Origin of the sequence: Pseudoalteromonas sp. 0303 (assembly GCF_013349995.1) — a bacterium.
GTDB lineage: Bacteria > Pseudomonadota > Gammaproteobacteria > Enterobacterales > Alteromonadaceae > Pseudoalteromonas.
This window is the reverse complement of the sequence record NZ_JABVXF010000007.1, coordinates 116455-137101: the sequence shown is the minus strand read 5'-3', so window position 1 is coordinate 137101 and position 20647 is coordinate 116455. Positions and strand designations below refer to the sequence as shown.

At 42.5% G+C, this 20647-nt stretch carries 20 protein-coding genes; 16 read left to right on the top strand and 4 right to left on the bottom strand.

Annotated features, from left to right (window positions below; all coding sequences use genetic code 11):
- Nucleotides 1-5: 5 nt before the first annotated feature.
- Together corC and lnt are read left to right on the top strand one after the other, a co-directional pair.
- On the top strand, nt 6-890 hold the full coding sequence (corC, locus tag HUS62_RS07145; RefSeq protein WP_054551660.1) for a CNNM family magnesium/cobalt transport protein CorC: 885 nt from the start codon (nt 6-8) through the stop codon (nt 888-890).
- Nucleotides 871-2418, top strand: a complete 1548-nt coding sequence (lnt, locus tag HUS62_RS07140; protein WP_175079008.1) for an apolipoprotein N-acyltransferase — start codon at nt 871-873, stop codon at nt 2416-2418. The genes corC and lnt overlap by 20 nt, the downstream gene beginning before the upstream one ends.
- A 39-nt stretch (nt 2419-2457) precedes the next feature.
- Here lnt and HUS62_RS07135 read toward each other — a convergent pair whose 3' ends face one another.
- The 3 genes from HUS62_RS07135 to HUS62_RS07125 all read right to left on the bottom strand — a co-directional run bounded on the left by HUS62_RS07135 (nt 2458) and on the right by HUS62_RS07125 (nt 5861).
- Nucleotides 2458-2934, bottom strand: coding sequence for an FKBP-type peptidyl-prolyl cis-trans isomerase (locus HUS62_RS07135; RefSeq protein ID WP_175079007.1), 477 nt, complete (start codon nt 2932-2934; stop codon nt 2458-2460).
- The gene (locus HUS62_RS07130; protein ID WP_175079006.1) at nt 2931-5333 is read right to left on the bottom strand and encodes a Lon protease family protein; all 2403 of its coding nucleotides are present in this window, start codon (nt 5331-5333) and stop codon (nt 2931-2933) included. Before HUS62_RS07130 ends, HUS62_RS07135 begins: the two co-directional genes overlap by 4 nt.
- Before the next feature lie 69 nt (nt 5334-5402).
- Nucleotides 5403-5861 carry a zinc ribbon-containing protein gene (locus HUS62_RS07125; RefSeq protein WP_054551664.1) on the bottom strand — a complete coding sequence of 153 codons (459 nt, stop codon included), beginning with the start codon at nt 5859-5861 and terminating at the stop codon, nt 5403-5405.
- 186 nt (nt 5862-6047) lie between these two features.
- Between HUS62_RS07125 and leuS the strand changes: the two genes are divergently transcribed.
- From leuS to lipA, 13 genes are all read left to right on the top strand, one after another.
- On the top strand, nt 6048-8636 hold the full coding sequence (leuS, locus tag HUS62_RS07120; protein WP_175079005.1) for a leucine--tRNA ligase: 2589 nt from the start codon (nt 6048-6050) through the stop codon (nt 8634-8636).
- Between the two features lies 1 nt (nt 8637).
- Nucleotides 8638-9126 carry an LPS assembly lipoprotein LptE gene (lptE, locus tag HUS62_RS07115; RefSeq protein WP_054561826.1) on the top strand — a complete coding sequence of 163 codons (489 nt, stop codon included), beginning with the start codon at nt 8638-8640 and terminating at the stop codon, nt 9124-9126.
- Nucleotides 9126-10166 (top strand): DNA polymerase III subunit delta, encoded by a 1041-nt coding sequence (gene holA / locus HUS62_RS07110; protein WP_175079004.1) that lies wholly within the window; start codon nt 9126-9128, stop codon nt 10164-10166. Before lptE ends, holA begins: the two co-directional genes overlap by 1 nt.
- A 12-nt stretch (nt 10167-10178) precedes the next feature.
- The gene (gene nadD, locus HUS62_RS07105) at nt 10179-10814 is read left to right on the top strand and encodes a nicotinate-nucleotide adenylyltransferase (protein ID WP_175079003.1); all 636 of its coding nucleotides are present in this window, start codon (nt 10179-10181) and stop codon (nt 10812-10814) included.
- Nucleotides 10815-10870: 56 nt separating this feature from the next.
- Complete coding sequence (gene rsfS, locus HUS62_RS07100; RefSeq protein WP_054551669.1) at nt 10871-11188, top strand: ribosome silencing factor; 318 nt, start codon at nt 10871-10873, stop codon at nt 11186-11188.
- Nucleotides 11189-11215: 27 nt separating this feature from the next.
- On the top strand, nt 11216-11686 hold the full coding sequence (rlmH, locus tag HUS62_RS07095) for a 23S rRNA (pseudouridine(1915)-N(3))-methyltransferase RlmH (protein WP_036967350.1): 471 nt from the start codon (nt 11216-11218) through the stop codon (nt 11684-11686).
- An 8-nt stretch (nt 11687-11694) separates the two neighbouring features.
- Nucleotides 11695-13575, top strand: coding sequence for a penicillin-binding protein 2 (mrdA, locus tag HUS62_RS07090; RefSeq protein ID WP_175079002.1), 1881 nt, complete (start codon nt 11695-11697; stop codon nt 13573-13575).
- Nucleotides 13572-14678 (top strand): rod shape-determining protein RodA, encoded by a 1107-nt coding sequence (gene rodA / locus HUS62_RS07085; RefSeq protein WP_062564348.1) that lies wholly within the window; start codon nt 13572-13574, stop codon nt 14676-14678. The genes mrdA and rodA overlap by 4 nt, the downstream gene beginning before the upstream one ends.
- Nucleotides 14678-15445: a septal ring lytic transglycosylase RlpA family protein gene (locus HUS62_RS07080; protein WP_063527804.1), complete on the top strand. Its 768-nt coding sequence runs from the start codon at nt 14678-14680 to the stop codon at nt 15443-15445. Before rodA ends, HUS62_RS07080 begins: the two co-directional genes overlap by 1 nt.
- Before the next feature lie 54 nt (nt 15446-15499).
- A complete protein-coding gene (locus HUS62_RS07075; protein ID WP_175079001.1) occupies nt 15500-16660 on the top strand; it encodes a serine hydrolase in 1161 nt (386 codons plus the stop codon).
- Nucleotides 16661-16843: 183 nt separating this feature from the next.
- Nucleotides 16844-17122 (top strand): DUF493 family protein YbeD, encoded by a 279-nt coding sequence (gene ybeD / locus HUS62_RS07070; RefSeq protein ID WP_054551674.1) that lies wholly within the window; start codon nt 16844-16846, stop codon nt 17120-17122.
- Between the two features lie 19 nt (nt 17123-17141).
- The gene (gene lipB / locus HUS62_RS07065; protein WP_082389180.1) at nt 17142-17795 is read left to right on the top strand and encodes a lipoyl(octanoyl) transferase LipB; all 654 of its coding nucleotides are present in this window, start codon (nt 17142-17144) and stop codon (nt 17793-17795) included.
- Nucleotides 17792-18757, top strand: coding sequence for a lipoyl synthase (lipA, locus tag HUS62_RS07060; RefSeq protein WP_054551675.1), 966 nt, complete (start codon nt 17792-17794; stop codon nt 18755-18757). Before lipB ends, lipA begins: the two co-directional genes overlap by 4 nt.
- Before the next feature lie 57 nt (nt 18758-18814).
- Here lipA and HUS62_RS07055 read toward each other — a convergent pair whose 3' ends face one another.
- Nucleotides 18815-19408, bottom strand: a complete 594-nt coding sequence (locus HUS62_RS07055; protein ID WP_175079000.1) for a TetR/AcrR family transcriptional regulator — start codon at nt 19406-19408, stop codon at nt 18815-18817.
- 175 nt (nt 19409-19583) lie between these two features.
- Between HUS62_RS07055 and HUS62_RS07050 the strand changes: the two genes are divergently transcribed.
- Nucleotides 19584-20603, top strand: coding sequence for an MBL fold metallo-hydrolase (locus HUS62_RS07050; RefSeq protein WP_258536732.1), 1020 nt, complete (start codon nt 19584-19586; stop codon nt 20601-20603).
- Nucleotides 20604-20647: the final 44 nt, after the last annotated feature.

The following is a 20647-nucleotide window of genomic DNA, read 5'->3' as shown; positions in this document are numbered from 1 at the left end:
ACGCAATGAGCGACGACAACTCGCAAACTAGCCAGGGTTCTTCTGGCAAAACGTGGCTGGGCCGCATAGCCCAAATGTTGCAAGGGGAACCCCAGAATAGAGAAGAGCTGGTAGAAGTAATTGCCGATGCGCAAGAACGCGACCTTATCGACCCTGAAACCAAGGATATGATTGAAGGGGTGCTAGGTGTATCAGAGCTAAAAGTGCGGGACATCATGATCCCACGCTCGCAAATGGTAACCTTAGAGGTTGATACACCATTAGAAGAGCTATTACCTATGATGGTTGATTCAACACATTCACGTTTTCCTGTGGTATGTGAAGACAAAGACCATGTTGAAGGTATTTTATTAGCAAAAGATTTATTACCACTGATCATCAACAAAGATGAGCAACTGCCTTCTTTACGTGAATATTTGCGTCCTGCAGTTGTAGTGCCTGAAAGTAAACGTGTAGACACGCTGCTTAATGAGTTCCGTCAACAACGTTACCACATGGCGATTGTTATTGATGAGTATGGTGGTGTGTCTGGTCTTGTCACTATCGAAGATATCCTTGAAATCATCGTTGGTGAAATCGAAGATGAGCACGATGAAAGTGAAGACCTACAAGATATTCGCCAAGTTGCAAAACACGTTTACGCTGTGCAGGCGCTGACTGAAGTTGATGACTTTAATGAGTATTTTAAAACTGGTTACAGCACCTCAGATGCTGACACCATAGGTGGTATTGTTTTACATGCATTTGGCCATATGCCAAGCCGTGGTGAAACAATTGAGGTAGAAGGCTTACAATTTAAAGTCACTAACGCAGATAACCGCCGTATCTTACAATTGCAAGTCACCATTCCAAAGGCTGATGATAACGACAGTGAAGAAACTGCTAACTAACCTAAGTCACCTTGCAAAAGATAAAAAAGCCTGGCTCGCACTTGTTGCGGGCCTCTTTTTAACCTTAAGTTACGCACCCTATAACCTATGGTTTATAACTTTTCTTTCCCTTGGTGCTCTACTCTACTGCATTAACCCTCTCGCAAACGGTAAATTAGCCGCTAAACAAAGTGCTAAATATGGCTTTATATTTGGTTTAGGTTGGTTTGGTGCAGGTATAAGCTGGGTGCATGTATCAATAGCGACCTTTGGTGGCATGCCATTAATCGCATCACTTTCGTTAATGGTGTTGCTTTGTGCTTATTTAGCCCTTTATCCTGCATTAGCTACTTGGCTGGCAACACGCCTTGCTACAGGCCCATATAGCTTTATATGTTGGTTACTCGCCGCTATCGCAACCACAGAATACTTACGTGGCACATTGTTAGCAGGCTTTCCGTGGCTGAGTTTTGGTTACACGCAAACAGACAGCCCACTTAATTTTTTAGCCCCAGTGATTGGTGAGTTTGGGATTACGCTTGTATGTATGTTAATTGCGTTTGCTTTATATCGCCTAGCAAATAAAGATGGTAAACCTCTTATCGCCTCTGTAGCCCTATTAGCTGGCTTATATACGATTGCAAGCAGCAGCCAGCTACACTACCAAGACAAAACCATTAAGACTGTACTAGTGCAGGGTAATATTAAACAGCATCTTCGCTTTGAGCCGTCTGAGTTTTGGACGACTATGAGCAAATACCAGGATATGACTCGCCTGCATTGGAATGCTGATTTGATTGTCTGGCCAGAAGCTGCGGTGCCGGAGCTTGAAGCTTTATCAACCGAGTATTTAACAGGCCTTGATAGTGCAGCAACGTTTAATGACACCGCACTTATTACCGGTATCGTTGATTACCAATACGACACGCGTAACATTTTTAATACCTTAATAGTGCTTGGTAAAAAAGAACACAATGACAGTGAAGGCCACTATCAATATTTAGGTAAAAATCGCTATCAAAAGCATCAGTTATTACCTATTGGTGAATTTGTGCCGTTTCAGGACTTCTTGCGCCCAATTGCTCCACTGTTTGATTTACCTATGTCCTCCTTTACCCGTGGTGATGAAGTACAAAACAATTTACGCGCAAATGGTTTAAATATTTTACCGGCTATTTGCTATGAAATTGCTTTTTCTGAGTTGGTTCGTGGTAATTATCGCAGTGACTCTGACATTTTATTCACGGTGAGTAACGATGCATGGTTCGGTGACTCCCATGGCCCGCATCAACATATGCAAATAGCGCGTATGCGCGCCCTAGAGTTACAGCGCCCACTAATTCGTGTTACTAATAATGGTATTAGCGCCGTTTACGACCCTATCGCTAAATCACAATTAGCTATGCCACAATTTAAAGCTGATGTACTTGAGGCCAATATCACTTTGATTAAAGGCGATAGTATTTATAGCCAATACGGCAATTGGCCAGTGTGGGCAGTAGTGATATTACTGAGTGCTGTGGGTGTATTTGTAAGGGTTAAGAAATAACTATTAAAAAAGGCTTCATGATGAAGCCTTTTTAACATTTTAAGATTCTATCTTAATCAACTCTACATCAAATATAAGTAGCGAACCTGCTGGAATGCTGCCGACGCGTTTACGGCCGTAAGCAAGCTGAGGCGGGATATAAAAGGTAAACTTATCCCCTTCGTTCATTAGCTGTAATCCTTCGGTCCAACCTGCAATGACTTGATTTAAACCAAAGCTAATTGGCGAATTTCTTACCACTGAACTGTCAAAAACACTGCCATCCATAAGCGTGCCATGATAGTGAACCTTTACTTTACTGGTTGCACTTGGCTTTGTGTCATTCCCTGAACTTTGCTCAATTTTGTATTGCAGCCCAGATGTGGTTTCATGAACATCGTCGGCTTTACTGTTATTCGCTAAAAAGTCCGCGGCGAGTTTTTCATTTTCAAGGGCTTGTAGCTTCGCCTTTTTACTATTTTTAAAGATTAAAAAACAAAAAATACCAATGATCAGTAAAAGTATTAAATTAATCATTCTGCGTCCTTCTCATCATCATTGTCGCCATTTACGATATCTGCAATATTGGCAAGCCTTGCTAAGGCTAGCGCGTTTATAGAGCCTTCAGGGTAAACTTCTGCGGTCATTTCACCTGCGTCTTTATCCATTAATAAGCTCAGTGCTTGATCAACCGTTTCAACGGCATAAATATTAAAGCGCCCTTTTTCAACGGCATCGAGTACTTCGTCATCAAGCACTAAATTAACTTGGTTTGATTTAGGAATAATCACCCCTTGCTCACCGGTTAAGCCACGCATTTTGCAAAGTTTGAAGAAACCTTCTATTTTCTCGTTTACGCCACCAATTGATTGCACATCACCATGCTGGTTAATTGAACCTGTCAGTGCAATAGATTGGCTAATAGGTAAGTTTGTAATGGCTGATATAAGCGCGCACAGCTCTGCTAATGAGGCGCTATCACCGTCGATGTAGCCATAGCTTTGCTCTATTGCGATATTGGCACTGAGCGTTAGGCTAAATTGCTGAGCATACTTATTACCTAAGTAACCAGTTAATAGCATCACCCCTTTTGAGTGAATGGCTTTACCCAGCTCGGCTTCACGTTCAACGTCAATTACGCCATCTGCACCTGCGTATACAGTGGCTGTTATGCGTGCAGGTGTACCAAATGAAGTATCGCCAATATGTAGCACAGTTAAGCCATTTACTTTGCCCACTGCGTGACCTTCGGTTGCAATTAAAATTTGCCCCTCTTTGATATCACTCAGCATGGTTTCAGAAATTTGCCCTGTGCGGTATTGCTTACCAACAATGGCTTCATCTATGTGATGAGCATCAATCACGGTTTGGCCATCTTGTTTGGCATAAAAACTGGCTTCTGCCACTAACTCTAATACATCTGCAAAGCGAGCTGAGAGCTTGTTATGGTGCTCAGCTTGGCGATAACTAAACTTTAATAACCTCGCCATAGCCGCTTCATTTACGGTGCAATTGAGTGTTTGCTGACAATATTCAGTCACCTTGGTAATGAACTGATATTGCAGTTTATCGCTACTTGGCAAGTAATAATCAAAGTCAGCAAGGACACGGAACAACTCTGCAAACTCTTCGTCATATTCACCAATGGTGTAATAAAGGTCCCGAGAGCCTAGCAGCACTATTTTTACATCAAGAGGAATAAGCTGCGGACGTAACGTAAAGCTACTTCCCACAGAGCTGTCTTGATAGGGTAAGTCGTTTTTAATTTGATGCGTTTTTAGAGAAAGCTTAAGGCCATCCCACACTTGTGGGTTCGCCATGACTTTCTCGGCATCCATAATCAAATAGCCACCATTAGCACGATGCAGTGCACCTGGCTGAATTGAGCGGTAACTGGTGATAAGCGAGCCTTGCGAAGTCGCATATTCAATTTTGCCGAAAATATTGCCAAAGGTCGGGTTTGGCTCATACACCACAGGGGCTGCATCGCCCTCTTTGTATTCGACTAGAATATTTGGCGCAAAGAAGTCTGTGAGCATCCCTTTACGGTCAAAGTCTTCTTTGTTTTCGTCGTTTTCATCATCGTCGAGCCATTCAAGTACCGCATCAATGATTTCTTCACGAATATCTTTTAAATAACGTAATACACCGATGTGTGTCGCGTATTTATGTTCAAGGGCTTTAATGAGTGGCTTAGTGGCAAGCTCAGCAGTTGATTTTTTAAGGTTACGTAGCTTTTCAGATGACTCTCGTTTCCAACGAGGAAGCTCAATCAGCGCTTCGATTAACGCATCTTCAAGCTTTTCGATAACCTCATAAAATTCGATACGCAGTGGCTCATCAAGAGCAGCAAATTCACTGTCGCTCAGTTGTTTACCATTCACTAAAGGCGCAAACCCAACAACGCCATTTTCTTCAATCAGTGCCACACTTTGTTCAAGAGCTGCAATTTCAACAGCAGTAATTGCCGCATCGTAAGTATCGGTGAATTCACGATCGATTGACTTTTTCTTGCGTTGATAACCTGGGTTATCAAAAGCCGCTGGGAATGTATCGAGTACTTCGTCGATAAATGAATCTATATCGTCAGCTAATTGCTTTGATTGACCTGCTTGCATAAATAACGCGATTGGCTCGCGGTGGTCATCATAGTTGTTAACATACAACCACTCATTAGGCGTTGGGCGGTCTTTTGAATGGGCTGTGAGTTTGTCTTTTACTAAGGTGTAACGACCGTGAGCCGCTTCACCCATCACATAAACATTGTAACCCGGTAATTCCATTCCGAGTGAAAAGTCGAGGGCACTTTGTGCACGTTGTTGACCAATAAATGGCAACGCTTCTGGATATGGGTTTTGCATACAAGTTGCAACATGACTTGCGGCAATCTTAGGCGCTAACGCAGAAATAGGTAGAGGGATTAGTTTTTTTGTCATTCTAACTTCTTATTTCCCAGTCTTGACTGGGCATTATAGGTAACGCCCAGCACAAGCCTGCGTCACTGATTAAGGTTGTAATGCCTTACGGCGAAAATAAATACCGCCACATTCAGTACAAGGAGTAATTTGCGTAGCATGGTAAACATCGTAACTATGCTGACAATTTTTACATACTAATGTGCCCATGGCTATCCATTCTCCCTCTTGATAAACACCATTATGTTGAAAATCTTGGTTTAAGGCTTGCCATTCGAGCTGGGTTTTATCTTCAATGTGCGATAACTCATACCAAAGCGATTCTTTAAGCTCTAGCCATGCGAGTGAATCATAGTGGCTGTCGTTTTCTTTAATGTGGTCGATATCGCGTTGTAGATAGTCACGATACTGATTGAGCTTTTCTTGCCCTAAGTCTTTAAGTGCCTGCTCTGACTCAACAAATTTTTCCATTGCATCTTTTAGCTCATGATCTTTTACGTCTTTAAGCCATGCACTTAAATCGCTAAGCCAAGATTTATAATCTGCCATCGTTTACTCCTTCAAAAATGATGAAAAATCAACCGTTATTCTAGTTGAGTATAGGTTAACCTGCCCTGAAAATATATTTCATTGGAAAATTAACAAAAGCGCCTATTTGCCGCTGTGATTAGCATGTATTTTGGGTTATCCTTATCGACAATTTTTTATTAATTTGCAAGAAGTCTGGAATCGTAGATGCAAGAGCAATATAACCCGCAAGACATTGAGTCAAAAGTACAAGCCTACTGGGAAGAAAACCAAGTATTTAAAGTCACTGAAGATGAGAGCAAAGAAAAGTATTACTGCCTATCTATGTTCCCATACCCAAGCGGCCGACTCCACATGGGTCACGTTCGTAACTACACCATTGGTGACGTAGTATCACGCTTCCAACGCTTGCAAGGCAAAAACGTAATGCAACCTATGGGTTGGGATGCGTTTGGTCTTCCTGCTGAAAATGCGGCAATCAAAAATAACACAGCCCCTGCTAAGTGGACTTACGAAAACATCGATTACATGCGCGACCAGTTAAAGCAATTAGGCTTTGGTTATGATTGGGATCGTGAAATCGCAACATGTCACCCAGAATACTACAAGTGGGAACAGTGGTTCTTCACTAAGCTTTACGAAAAAGGCTTAGTATACAAAAAGATGTCAACAGTAAACTGGGATCCAGTTGACCAAACTGTACTTGCTAACGAGCAAGTTATTGATGGTCGTGGTTGGCGTTCAGGTGCCATTGTTGAGCAAAAAGAAATTCCACAATGGTTCATCAAAATCACTGATTACGCACAAGAGCTACTAGACGATTTAGATAAACTTGATCACTGGCCTGAGCAAGTTAAAACCATGCAGCGCAACTGGATTGGTCGCTCTGAAGGTTTAGAAATCGAATTTAAGCGTGCTGATAACGAAGATACATTCAGTGTTTATACAACGCGCCCAGATACCTTCATGGGTGTGACGTATGTAGCAGTTGCTGCCGGTCACCCAATTGCACAAGAAGCCGCTAAAAACAGCGATGCTGTAGCTATGTTTGTTGATGAGTGTAAAAACACGAAAATCGCTGAAGCAGACATGGCAACCATGGACAAAAAAGGCATTGCAACTGGCTTTTATGCGATTCACCCATTAACAGGTAAGCAAGTACCGATTTGGGTTGCTAACTTTGTATTAATGGATTACGGCTCAGGCGCAGTTATGGCTGTTCCTGCACATGACCAACGTGACTACGAGTTCGCATCAGCTTATGGCCTTGAAATTGCCCAAGTTATCGCACCAGCTGCAGGCTCTGAAGAAACGGTTGATTTAGACAATCAAGCTTACACAGAAAAAGGCGTGTTAGTTAACTCAGGTGAGTTCGATGGTCTTGAGTTTGAAGCAGCGTTTAATGCCGTTGCAGACAAACTAGAAGCGCTGGGTGTAGGTGAGCGTAAAGTTAATTTCCGTCTACGTGACTGGGGTGTTAGCCGTCAGCGTTACTGGGGTTCTCCAATTCCAATGCTTAGCGACGAAAATGGTGATGAGCTTGCAGCAACAGAAGACATGCTACCAGTTCGCTTACCAGAAGACGTCGTTATGAATGGTGTGACTTCACCAATCAAAGCTGATCCTGAGTGGGCTAAAACAACGGTAAATGGTGCGCCTGCATTCCACGAAACAGATACCTTCGATACCTTCATGGAATCGTCTTGGTACTACGCTCGTTACTGTAGCCCACGTTTTGACGAAGGCATGATCGAGCCAGGTGCTGCCAATTACTGGTTACCAGTAAACCAATACATTGGTGGTATTGAGCATGCGATCTTGCACTTACTTTACTCGCGTTTCTTCCACAAATTATTACGTGACTTTGGTTTAGTAAACTCAGATGAGCCATTTGAGCGCTTATTATGTCAAGGCATGGTACTAGCTGATACTTTCTATCGTAAAGATGAGAAAGGCGGTGATATCTGGATTTCACCAACAGACGTACAAACTGAAACAGACGACAAAGGTCGTGTTGTTAAAGCATGGCACAAAGAAGATGGCGAGCCGGTATTCTCTGCGGGCATGAGCAAAATGTCGAAATCGAAAAACAACGGTATCGACCCACAACAAGTTATTGCCGAGTACGGTGCAGATACAGTTCGTTTATTCATGATGTTTACAGCACCACCAGAGCAAACTCTTGAATGGTCTGATTCAGGTGTTGAAGGTGCAATGCGTTTCTTAAAACGTATTTGGAAATACGCTGTTGATGTAGAAACAGTAGGCTACCAAGCGCTTGATAAATCAGCATTAAACAACGACCAAAAAGTTCTTCGTCGTGAACTTCATAAAGCAATTGCAAAAGTGACTGATGACGTTGAACGTCGTCAAACATTCAACACTGCAATCGCTGCAATCATGGAAATCTCGAACAAGTTACTTAAAGCACCACTTGCTGATAAACAAGATGTGGCAATTGCTAACGAAGCACTTGAAGCATTACTTATCATGCTTGCGCCTATCACACCGCACATGTGTCACCAGTTATGGCAAGACCTTGGCAAAGAAGGCGACATCTTAGATGCAGCATGGCCAACAGTTGATGAGTCAGCACTTGTTGAAGATGAGAAGCTAATCATTGTACAAGTTAACGGTAAGCTACGTGCTAAGTTAACAGTGCCTGCTGATGCAACCAAAGAGCAAGTTGAAGCATTAGCATTTGCTGAAGAAAACGTGACTAAGTTCACTGAAGGCGCGACTATCCGTAAAGTAATTTACGTACCTGGCAAACTACTTAACGTGGTTGCTAACTAAGATGGCAGCGCTTCAAGCACTGAAAAACGGACTAGCCCTTGCGCTAGTCTGTTTACTGCTGACAAGTTGTGGCTTTCACTTAAAGAAAGCCTCTAACTTGCCTGACGACTTGAAAGTACTCACCCTTGTTGGTGATGATGAAAAGTCAGCCTTATTCGAATTAGTCGAAAAAGAACTGATTGCGAGTAAAGTTGAGCTTAACCAAGTTGGTAAACACCCTGAGTTAAAGATTCACAAAGACCGCTTAGAGCGTCAAATCTTGTCATTATTTGATAATGGTCAGGTTGCTGAATATGAACTTGCCTATAGCGTAAGCTATACCCTCAAGCGCCCTGGACAAAAAGCGATTAATCAAAGCTTTGAATTGTATCGTAACTACCAAGACGACCCAGACAATGCTCTTGCAAAAGCAAAAGAGCTTGATTTGCTATTAGGCGAAATTCGTAAGCAAGCGAGTCGTCGTATTGTTCGTGAGTTATCACAACTGTAATGCGTTGTTATGCAAACCAACTTCCTAGCCAGTTAAAAAAAGGCCTCGCGCCTTTTTACATGGTTTTTGGTGAAGAGCCTTACCAAATTGCTCAGTGCATCATGCAAATTCGTCAAGCAGCTAAACAGCAAGGCTTTGACGAGGTAATCAAATTTACTTTAATGCCGGGTTTTGATTGGCAAGAAATTGTTGCTCAATACCAAAGTATGTCACTGTTCAGCGCTCGTACCTTAATTGAGTTTGATTTAAACGAGCAAAAACCAGGTACGCAAGGCAGTCAAATCTTTAAGCAGCTTGTTGAGCTTGCTAATCCCGATACTATTTTGGTTTTAAAAGGTGCCAAAGCCAGCCAAGATATTCAACGCAGTGCTTGGTTTAAAGCCCTCGATAAGCAAGGCTTATTTGTTCCTTGTTACCCATTAACAGGTAATCACCTGAGCCGCTGGTTAGATGAGCAATGCTACCGTTTAAACTTAAACCTTCATAACAACGCGAAACAAAGCTTAATTGATGCCACTGAAGGAAATTTACTTGCCTGTCATCAAGAGTTAGAAAAGCTATCTTTGCTTTATGGTAGTGAGCTAATTGACCAACAAGCTGTGATGCAAGGGCTACTCAACCAGTCAAAGTTTGATATTTTTGATTTGAGTGATGCTTTATTAAATGGCCACGCCGAACAAGCAGTTAAAGTAATGACTAAGCTGGCTGCCGATAACACTGAAGCCATGAGTATTTTTTGGGCCATTAATAAAGAAGGCGCTAACTTACTGGCAATGCAACACGGGCGCTTGAATGGTGCCAATATGGCTGATTTATACAAAAAGTATAATATTTGGAAAAACCAACAAGCTGTTGTACAACAGGCCTTAAACCGCTTGAACATCCAAGTACTCGAACAAATTACCAAGCAATTAGCTCAGTTTGATGCCGCATATAAACAAGGCAACCTTGTAGCCCCCTACCAAGCATTAATGCAAATATGCTTAGTGTTTTGCCAACCTGTGGCGATACCTTTACCTTGCCACCCGGTCTTTGACTAAGAGTAACAATTGATGATTGCTATTTTTGGTGGCACCTTTGATCCAATTCACTTAGGTCATATTAATATGGCCCAGCAGTGTGTTCAGCAGTGCCAACTCGATACCCTTTACTTCATGCCTTGTGCTATTCCTGCTCATAAAGCCAAGCCAGGAATTAGTGATGAGCATCGCATTAACATGCTAAAACTTGCGATTGCCGACAATCCGCATTTTGCTATTGATTACCGCGAACTAAACCGAGAAGGTGCGTCTTATTCTTTGCTGAGTTTAGAAGAGCTTCGTGCAGAAAACCCAGCAGCGCCGATTATGTTTTTAATTGGTATGGACTCATTCAATACCCTAGATAAATGGTTTAAATGGCAAGAGATTGTCAAACTATGTCATATTGTGGTGTACCAGCGTCCGGGGCAACACTGCCAAGTTGCTGGAGAACTGGCCACTTATAAGGCACATGCCTTAACAGAGCAACTTAGCCAGCTACAACAAGCCCCTGCTGGTAAGTTATTCTTTTTAAATGGCATACAAGTTAATGCCGCCTCAAGCGAAATAAGAAAAAAGCTGCATTTAAATGATAATATAGCGGAACTTTTACCTACCTCTGTAAGTCAATACATTGCGCAGCATCATCTTTACCAAACAGATGAATAAATACTGCCTGCGTGATAAAATAACAAATTAAGATTATTTATTTTTGAGAAAACACTTTGGATTCTAAACAACTACTCGCATTTGCCCTTGATAAAGTCGATGATATGAAAGCCCGTGATGTGGTACAGCTTGATGTTCGTGGTAAGTCTGACATTACTGATTACATGTTAGTGTGCTCAGGTAACTCAAAACGCCATGTACAATCGATTGCTGATCACGTTGCTAAAGAAGCACGCCATGCTGGTGAAGAACCTCTCGGTTACGAAGGCCAAAACGAAGGTGAATGGGTGCTTGTAGACCTAGGTGATGTGGTAGTGCATGTAATGCAAGACCAAACTCGCGACTTCTATGATCTAGAGAAACTTTGGGGCTAACCCTTAGCAAGGACATAGGTAACCATTTTGAAAATACAATTGATTGCTGTTGGCACCAAAATGCCAGCATGGGTTGAAACCGGATTCACAGAATATCAACGTCGCTTCCCACGTGATATGCCCCTTGAGCTAATTGAAATCCCCGCAGGTAAACGTGGTAAAAATGCGGATATCAAACGTATTTTACAACTTGAAGGCGAAAAGACCCTAGCTGCTATCCCTAAAGGTAACCGCATTGTAACGCTAGAGGTGACCGGTAAACCAATGGATACCCATCAGCTGGCAAAAAGTATGGAAAAGTGGCAGCTTGATGGTCGCGATGTTAGCTTATTGATTGGTGGACCAGAAGGCTTAGCACCTGAGTGTATTGCAGCGTCTGAGCAAAAGTGGTCATTATCAAACCTGACACTACCGCACCCGCTAGTGCGCATCATTGTTGCAGAAAGCCTATACCGAGGCTGGAGCTTGAATAACAACCACCCTTATCATCGCGAGTAGTAAAGCCAATGCGAAAACACAGACCCACGATTCGAGACCACTCGGCTGAAGCAAACTTGTTTGCTCGCCGAGCATTTGTGGGTTTTGTGTTTGTTACACTGTTAATTGGTGTGTTGTTATCTAACCTATACAACATCCAAGTTATCGAACATCAAGACTATCAAACACGTTCGAACGATAACCGCATCAAAGTTATTCCAATTGCCCCTAACCGTGGGCTTATTTACGACAGAAATGGCGTATTACTGGCTGAAAACAAGCCAGTTTATAATTTAGAAGTAATACCCGAGGAAGTTGATAACCTTGAAGAGGCTCTGAGCGAAGTTGAAAAAGTTATTCAAATAACTGAGCAACAAAAAGCTGACTTTCTAGATGACATTAAACACAATCGCCGCTTTAAAAGCCAAGTATTAAAAGCCCGTTTAGACGAAACCGAAGTTGCAAAGTTCTCGGTTAATCAGCATAAGTTTCCTGGCTTTAGTATCGAAGCGCGTTTAGCTCGCTATTACCCTTATGGTGATACCCTTACCCATGCCTTAGGTTATGTTGCCAAACTCAACAAAAAAGAACTCACCAAACTTGAAGCTGAAGGCCAAGCTACTAACTACCGTGCAACACACGACATTGGTAAGCTGGGTATCGAAAAGTATTACGAAGAACTCCTTCATGGTGTGGTTGGTTCGCAGCGCGTTGAAGTGAATAACCGTGGCCGAGTTATACGCACTTTAAGCCTCACACCACCTGAGCCTGGTCACGACTTAGTACTTACTTTGGATATTGGCCTGCAACAAATTGCTCAACATGCCTTAAAAGATATGCGTGGTGCCATTGTAGTGCTTGATGCTAAAGATGGCGGCGTTTTAGCGCTCTACTCTAACCCAAGTTATGACCCGAATTTATTTGTTCATGGTATCAGCAGCACAGATTACAAAAAGTTGTTAAACCCTGACAGACCGCTAATTAACCGTACCACGCAAGGGCGTTATGCCCCTGCCTCTACAGTAAAACCTCATATGTCGATCCTTGCCCTTGAAGAAGGACTTGTAACCGAGCAAACACAAATTTGGGATCCGGGTTTTTTCCAAATTCCTAATGTGGAGCACAAATGGCGTGACTGGAAACGTTGGGGCCATGGTCATGTTGATGTTTATCGTGCTATTGAAGAGTCATGCGATACCTATTTTTACGATGTTGCTTACCGTTTAGGGATCACCAAAATCAGTGACTTTATGACGCAGTTTGGCTTTGGCGAACTTTCTGGAATCGATATTCATGAAGAAACATCTGCCATTATGCCATCGCGAGAGTGGAAAGAAGCCCGCTTTAGAGAATCATGGTGGCGCGGCGACACCATTTCAGTGGGTATCGGGCAAGGTTATTGGACCGCAACACCGATGCAAATAGCTAATGCTACCAACATATTAGTGAACCGCGGACTCGATCACCCTCCGCACCTTGTACAAGTCGCTAAAAAAGAAAACGAAGTAACGCAAATTAATAATGATGAAAAGCCACCTGTAGTATTAAAAAATCCACATCATTGGCAAATTGCGCTAGATGCGATGCACAACACCGTACATAAAGTCACAGGTACGGCGCATAAAGCATTTAAAGGGGCGAATTACGACCCAGCTGGTAAAACAGGTACTGCTCAGGTTGTGAGTATTGCTCAAGGTGAGCGTTACGACGCAAAATCACTTAAAGAGCGCCAACGTGATAACGCTATCTATGTTGGTTTTGCACCCTATAACGATCCACAAATTGTGGTCTCTGTGGTGGTTGAAAACACCGGTGGTGGTAGTACAGTTGGTGCGCCTATTGCGCGTCAATTAATGGATTACTACTTCTCAGCGAACCCGATTCAAATAGCCCAAAGTGACGCGCCATGATCCCATTAAATAAAAAACGCTCAATTTGGCAGCGCCTACACCTCGATTTACCACTACTTATCGCCCTTATGACGATGATGGTAGCCAGCCTTGCTATTGTTTACAGCGCTAGCGGCCAAGACTCTGCCATGATGATACGCCACGCAACACGTATGTTTGGCGCTATCTTAGGTATGTTTATACTCGCGCAGTTTTCGCCTAACACATTAAAGAGTATGGTTATTCCGCTCTACTGCGTGGGGCTTTTAATGCTGGTTGGGGTGTTGTTATTTGGGGTAAGTTCAAAGGGTGCACAGCGCTGGCTTGACTTAGGTGTGACCCGTTTCCAGCCGTCAGAGCTAATGAAAATTGCTGTGCCAATGATGGTTGCATGGTATATCGGGCGTAACCATTTACCGCCAAGAATCATCCATTTAATTATTGGCTTTGCGATTGTAATGGTGCCAACCATTTTAATTAAAGAGCAACCCGACTTAGGTACCTCTATTCTGATTGCCAGCTCAGGGATATTTGTATTGTTTTTATCTGGGCTAAGTTGGCGTCTTATTGGCTTTTTATCTGCCACTGTTGGTTTGGCAGCATGGCCTTTTTGGCATTACGTGATGCTTGATTATCAAAAGCAACGGGTATTGACCTTTTTAGATCCTGAAAGCGATCCGCTTGGCTCGGGTTACCACATTATTCAATCGAAAATTGCGATAGGTTCTGGCGGCGTTGAAGGTAAAGGCTGGCTACAAGGCACCCAATCACAATTGGAGTTTTTACCTGAGCGTCATACCGATTTTATCTTTTCTGTACTGAGCGAAGAGTTTGGCCTGTTCGGGGTTTGTTTATTACTTTGTATGTACTTGTTTATTATTGGCCGTGGCTTATATATTGCGGTTAATGCGCAAGATGCGTTTGGTAAACTGCTTGCCGGCGCATTAACACTCACCTTCTTTGTTTATGTATTTGTAAATATTGGCATGGTTTCGGGCTTACTGCCTGTAGTAGGTGTTCCGTTACCTCTAATAAGCTATGGTGGAACCTCAATGGTGACCTTGATGGCCGGATTTGGCATTATCATGTCTATCGCCACCGATAAAAGGATGCTTTTAAAATAATGACACAGCGAGTCAATTACTTACTTATAGCGTTATTTTCTGTGCTGCTTGCGGCGTGTAGCTCTTCATCTCAGCAAGGCCGTTATGCTATGGAGCATGATGCAGCCCCGCTTCGAAAACCAACCGAGCTGGAAATGCAAGATGCTATAGTCACCCCGGTTGTTAAAAGTGCAAGCGCTAGTCGCCCTTACGAAGTCCGTGGTAAACGCTACACGCCGATGTTAGATGAAACTGGCTACTCTGAAGAAGGCATTGCTTCGTGGTATGGTCGAAAGTTTCACAATTATCACACCTCAAACGGCGAGGTGTACGATATGTTTGCGATGACAGCAGCTCATAAAACACTGCCGCTACCGAGCTTTGCCAGAGTAACAAATTTAGACAACGGAAAATCAGTAATTGTTCGCGTAAACGACCGAGGCCCGTTTCATGATGACCGGATTATCGATTTATCTTATTCTGCGGCCTATAAATTAGGTTATTACCGACAAGGTACAGCCCGTGTTAAGGTTGAGGCTGTTACCCTTGCCAATTCTGCCCCTCGTTTAAGCTACATTCAGGTTGCAGCGGGAAGTACTCTTGCTAATGTTGAAGCGCTCGCGTTTCAACTTCGTCAGCAATATCATGTGCCAACAAACATTGTTGAAAAAGATGGAATCTATCGATTACGTCTTGGTCCAATAAAAGATGCCGCAGAAGCACAAGCAGTTTTAGAAAAGCTAAAACAAAACCAATTTCAGAACGCGTTCTTGCTTTACAGTGAGTAAGACCTTTAGAATAGGTCAACGCAACATGTTTAACTTTAACCATTAATGAGTACGATGAAATCTATAAAATATAAAATCTTAAGTGGCGTTTGTGGCCTTGTTTGCACTGCTAGCGTATTTTCTGCAACAGCCCAAATTATCCCTGCCCCACCTCAAGTTAATGCGAAAGGTTATTTCTTGGTTGATTTCACCACAGGTAAAGTAATTGTCGAAGGCGAAGCTGATACAAAATTAGCACCGGCTAGTTTAACCAAAATGATGACCAGTTATGTAATTGGTACTGAAATAAAAGCAGGTAATATTGCACCAACTGATATGGTTACAGTCAGTGAAAAAGCCTGGGCAAAGAATTTTCCTGAATCATCAAAAATGTTTATCGAAGTCGGTAAGCAGATCAGTGTTGATGACTTAAACCACGGTATCATTATTCAATCAGGTAACGATGCCTGTGTAGCAATGGCTGAACACATTGCCGGTAGTGAAAGCGCATTTGCTGATTTAATGAATGCCCACGCTGAAAAGCTTGGCATGACTAACAGCCACTTCGTAAATAGCCATGGTTTAGATACTAACGAACACTTCACGACACCACGTGATATGGCAACATTAGGTGCTGCACTTATTCGCGATGTACCAGATGAGTACGAAGTATACGCGAAAAAATCATTCACTTTTAACGGCATCAAGCAATACAACCGTAACTCATTGTTATGGGATGAAAGCATGAACGTTGACGGTATTAAAACTGGCCATACATCAGAAGCGGGTTATAGCTTAGTAACTTCTGCAACTAAAGATGACATGCGTTTAATCGCGGTAGTAATGGGCACAGAAAGCGAACGTGCTCGTAAAGTTGAAAGCAAAAAGCTATTAAACTACGGTTTCCGCTTTTTCGAAACAATCACGCCATATAAAGCAGGCGACAGCTTTGCTGAGCAACGTATTTGGATGGGTAACAAAGAAAACGTATCGTTAGGTATCTTAGAAGATACACCTATTACTATTCCACGTGGTCAGCGTAAAAACTTAAAAGCGAACTTCGAGCTTGATAAAACATTAGAAGCGCCGCTTGCTAAAGGTACTAAAGTAGGCACGCTATTCTTACAGCTTGAAGGTGAAGAAATTGCACAATATCCACTAGTTACACTAGAGGAAGTGGAAGAAGGCAGCTTCTTTAGCAAGATCTACGATTACCTACGTTTACAAATTCAGTAATCTGGTCATAAAGTTTATAAACGCCTTGCACCGCAAGGCGTTTTTTTTTGTCTGAAAAATGATAGAATGCGCTCCATATCAGTCGCGCTGGGTCGAGTGCGTCGTAATCTAAGTTTGCTTAACGCCAAGAAATGGCAGAGAACACCTCTATTAAGCACACTCACTGTTTGAGGAGTCACCGTCGTGGTTCAACCTGTAAAAAATACTAAGTTTGACGAGTATTTAGATTTCCCATGCCCATTCACATTTAAAATCATGGGCTTAGCTAACGTAAATCTAACAGATCAGATCCTAGAAAAGCTGCAACCAATTGCACCTGGCGATTATGCGCCAAAGGTAAAACCAAGCAGCAAAGGTAATTACGAATCTGTAACGCTTGTAGCAACCGTTACAAGTAAAGAGCACATTGAAGAAATTTATAACGTGATCAGCAACATCGATGACGTACGTCACATGCTATAGGCCGATTACGGAGTAAGTCGTGAGCGAAAGAGAATTAATCGTTCGTCAACTAGGTCGTCAGCGTTACATGCCAATTTGGCAAAAAATGCAATCTTTTACCGACACCCGTGATGAGCACACAGCAGATGAAATTTGGCTTGTAGAGCACGAGCCAGTATTTACGCAAGGCCAAGCAGGCAAAGCTGAGCACTTATTAAATACCGGTGATATCGAAGTGATCCAAGTGGATCGTGGTGGTCAAGTTACCTATCACGGACCAGGCCAACAAATGATGTATGTGCTATTCAACTTACGTCGTTTAAACATTGGTGTAAGGGAGCTAGTAACCTGGCTTGAAGAGTGCATTATTGATACGTTAAAAGACTACGACATTGATGCCTACGCGAAAGCGGATGCACCCGGTGTTTACGTTAACGACAGCAAAGTTGCCTCATTAGGCCTTCGCGTTCGCCGCGGTTGCTCTTTCCACGGTTTAGCACTAAATGTAAGTATGGATCTAAGTCCATTCTTACGTATTAATCCATGCGGCTATGCTGGCATGAACATGGTGCAAACAACCGATCTTAACGGTCCGCAAAACCTCGAGCAAGCAGGTGCAGGGCTTGTAAAACACATGATTAAAAAGCTTAATGCTACTGTGGTTAAGCACACTGAAGGGTTTGAAAACGAATGAATAAACCAGTCAAAATGGAACCAGGCGTAAAACTGCGTGATGCAGAAAAAATGGCACTGATCCCAGTTAAAGTTTTACCGACTGAAAAAAACGAAATGTTGCGTAAGCCAGAGTGGCTAAAAATTCGCTTACCAAAATCAACTGAACGTATTGATGGTATTAAACAAGCGATGCGTAAACATGGTTTACACTCAGTGTGTGAAGAGGCTTCGTGCCCTAACCTATCTGAATGTTTCAACCATGGTACTGCGACTTTCATGATCTTAGGTGCTATTTGTACTCGTCGTTGTCCGTTCTGTGATGTTGCCCATGGCCGTCCATTAAAGCCAGACGCAGCTGAGCCAGAAAAGCTAGCGCTGACTATTAAAGACATGAAGCTAAGCTATGTTGTAATCACCTCAGTAGACCGTGATGATTTACGTGATGGTGGTGCACAGCACTTTGCTGACTGTATTCGTGAAATTCGTAAGCACAACCCAGAAATCACGATTGAAATTCTAGTACCTGATTTCCGTGGTCGTATGGACAGAGCCCTTGATATCTTAATCGAGACGCCGCCAGATGTATTTAACCACAACCTAGAAACAGCACCGCGTTTATACAAATTAGCGCGTCCAGGTGCTGACTATAAATGGTCACTTGAGTTGTTACGCCGCTTTAAAGAAGCACATCCAGATGTGAAAACTAAGTCTGGTTTGATGGTAGGTTTAGGTGAAGAAATTAGCGAAATCGAAGAAGTGTTACGTGACTTACGCGAGCATAACGTTGATATGCTAACAGTAGGTCAATACCTACAACCTTCTAAGCACCACTTACCGGTTAAACGCTATGTGCCGCCAGCAGAGTTTGATGCTTTAAAAGATTATGCAGACGAAATTGGCTTTACACATGCGGCCTGTGGTCCATTTGTTCGCTCAAGCTACCATGCTGACCAACAAGCAGCTGGTAAAGAAGTGAAGTAATACTTTTACAATTATTTAAAAGCCCGCATTAAGCGGGCTTTTTTATGTTCCAAAATATCAGCGCCCATAACGCGCTAAGAACATTTTTACAGTTTCGTTTATTACTTTGTTATCTGAGTCGCCTTCTTGGCGCTCAAAGCCATACAGCAACGGATAAAAGATCAGCGACTTTAACTGATACACAAACTGTTTTGCTGCAAACTCAACATCATCAATAGTTAAAACCTGTGCTTTCACACCTGCTTCTAAAAACGCCACCAGATCTTGCATACAGCCCATGTTATTACTGGCTAATGATTTTGCTAAATCAGGCTGCTGTAACATCTGCATAAAAGCGACTTTCGCTACTTTTAAAAACTCTTCAGAGGTCAAAAGTGCCACTTCTTGTTCAGCAATGCGTGTTAACTGCTGTGCAATTGGCACAGCAGCATCAAATACAACCGCTTGCTCTTGGCGGACTTTTTCAAACATAAACACTAGAATGGCTTGAAACAACACATCTTTATTTTCAAAGTGATTATATACGGTACGCTTTGAGGCACCCGCTAAGCTTGCAACCTGATCCATACTGGTATGCTCAACACCTTGCTGAAAAAACAATGTCTCAGCAGCATTCAAAATATCTAATCGTTTTCTCTGTGATAATTTCATGGACCCCTCCGATAAGGGTTACTAGTGTAACGCAAAAATAAAAAATGCACTAGATAGTTTACTTTTATAGCAAACCATGAAAAACTACACCGTGTAGTTTACTTATGGTGACGATATGAAATTTCTAAAATGGCTCGCAATCGCCACTCTATGCATCGTGATAGGAGTGTTTATTATGAATAATCAATTAGCCGCTGAAGGCGTGAGTGATAACAGCCACTCTGCGCAATTATCTGATGGCAAGTTCCACAATACTGCTGAGGTAGAAAGACCCAGCTTTAAGAAAACGCTAGGTATCTTCAAACGCTTTATTACAGAAAAGAAAATTGATGCAGAGCCAAAAGGTGAACTGCCTATGCATTCTGTTTCTCATGCACAGCTTGAGCGTTTATCTAATGACACAGTGCATTTTGTGAAATTAGGTCACTCCTCTATTTTAGCGAAAGTGTATGGCGAATACTGGCTATTTGATCCGGTATTTTCAGAACGCGCTTCGCCTTTTTCATTCATGGGGCCAAAGCGCTTTCAGCCAACACCTATCAGCATTGCAGAGCTACCAAACATTGCTAAAGTGTTTATTTCACACAACCATTATGACCACTTAGATAAAGCGGCAATTAAACAGCTTGTTGATAAAACAGATTCTTTTTATGTGCCATTAGGAGTCGAAAACGACCTGAAAAAATGGGGCGTTGATGAACAAAAAGTCCATAGTTTTGATTGGTGGCAAGAGAAAAATATGGCAAATAGCCAAATTGTATTTACCCCAACTCAGCACTTCTCTGGCCGAGGTTTAACAGATGGCAATACAACCCTTTGGGGCTCTTGGGCTATTAAAGTAAATGACAAGCGCTTTTATTTTAGCGGTGACTCTGGCTATTTTTCTGGCTTTAAAGAGATTGGTAATCGTTATGGGCCGTTTGATATCACTTTTATTGAAACCGGTGCTTACGACAAAGATTGGGCTGACATTCACATGACACCAGAACAATCAGTACAAGCTCACCTCGATTTACAAGGTGATGTGATGGTGCCAGTGCATAATGGAACATTCGATCTGGCCTTTCATGCTTGGTATGACCCACTTAAACGTGTTGCTAAAAAAGCAGGACAAGAGCAAGTATCACTGAGTACTCCGTTAGTTGGTGAGGTATTTAAAATTCAAGATACCGCCATTGATAAAGCGTGGTGGTAAAATTGACAGGATGAAAGGTGCATTATTATCCTTTCATCCTGAAT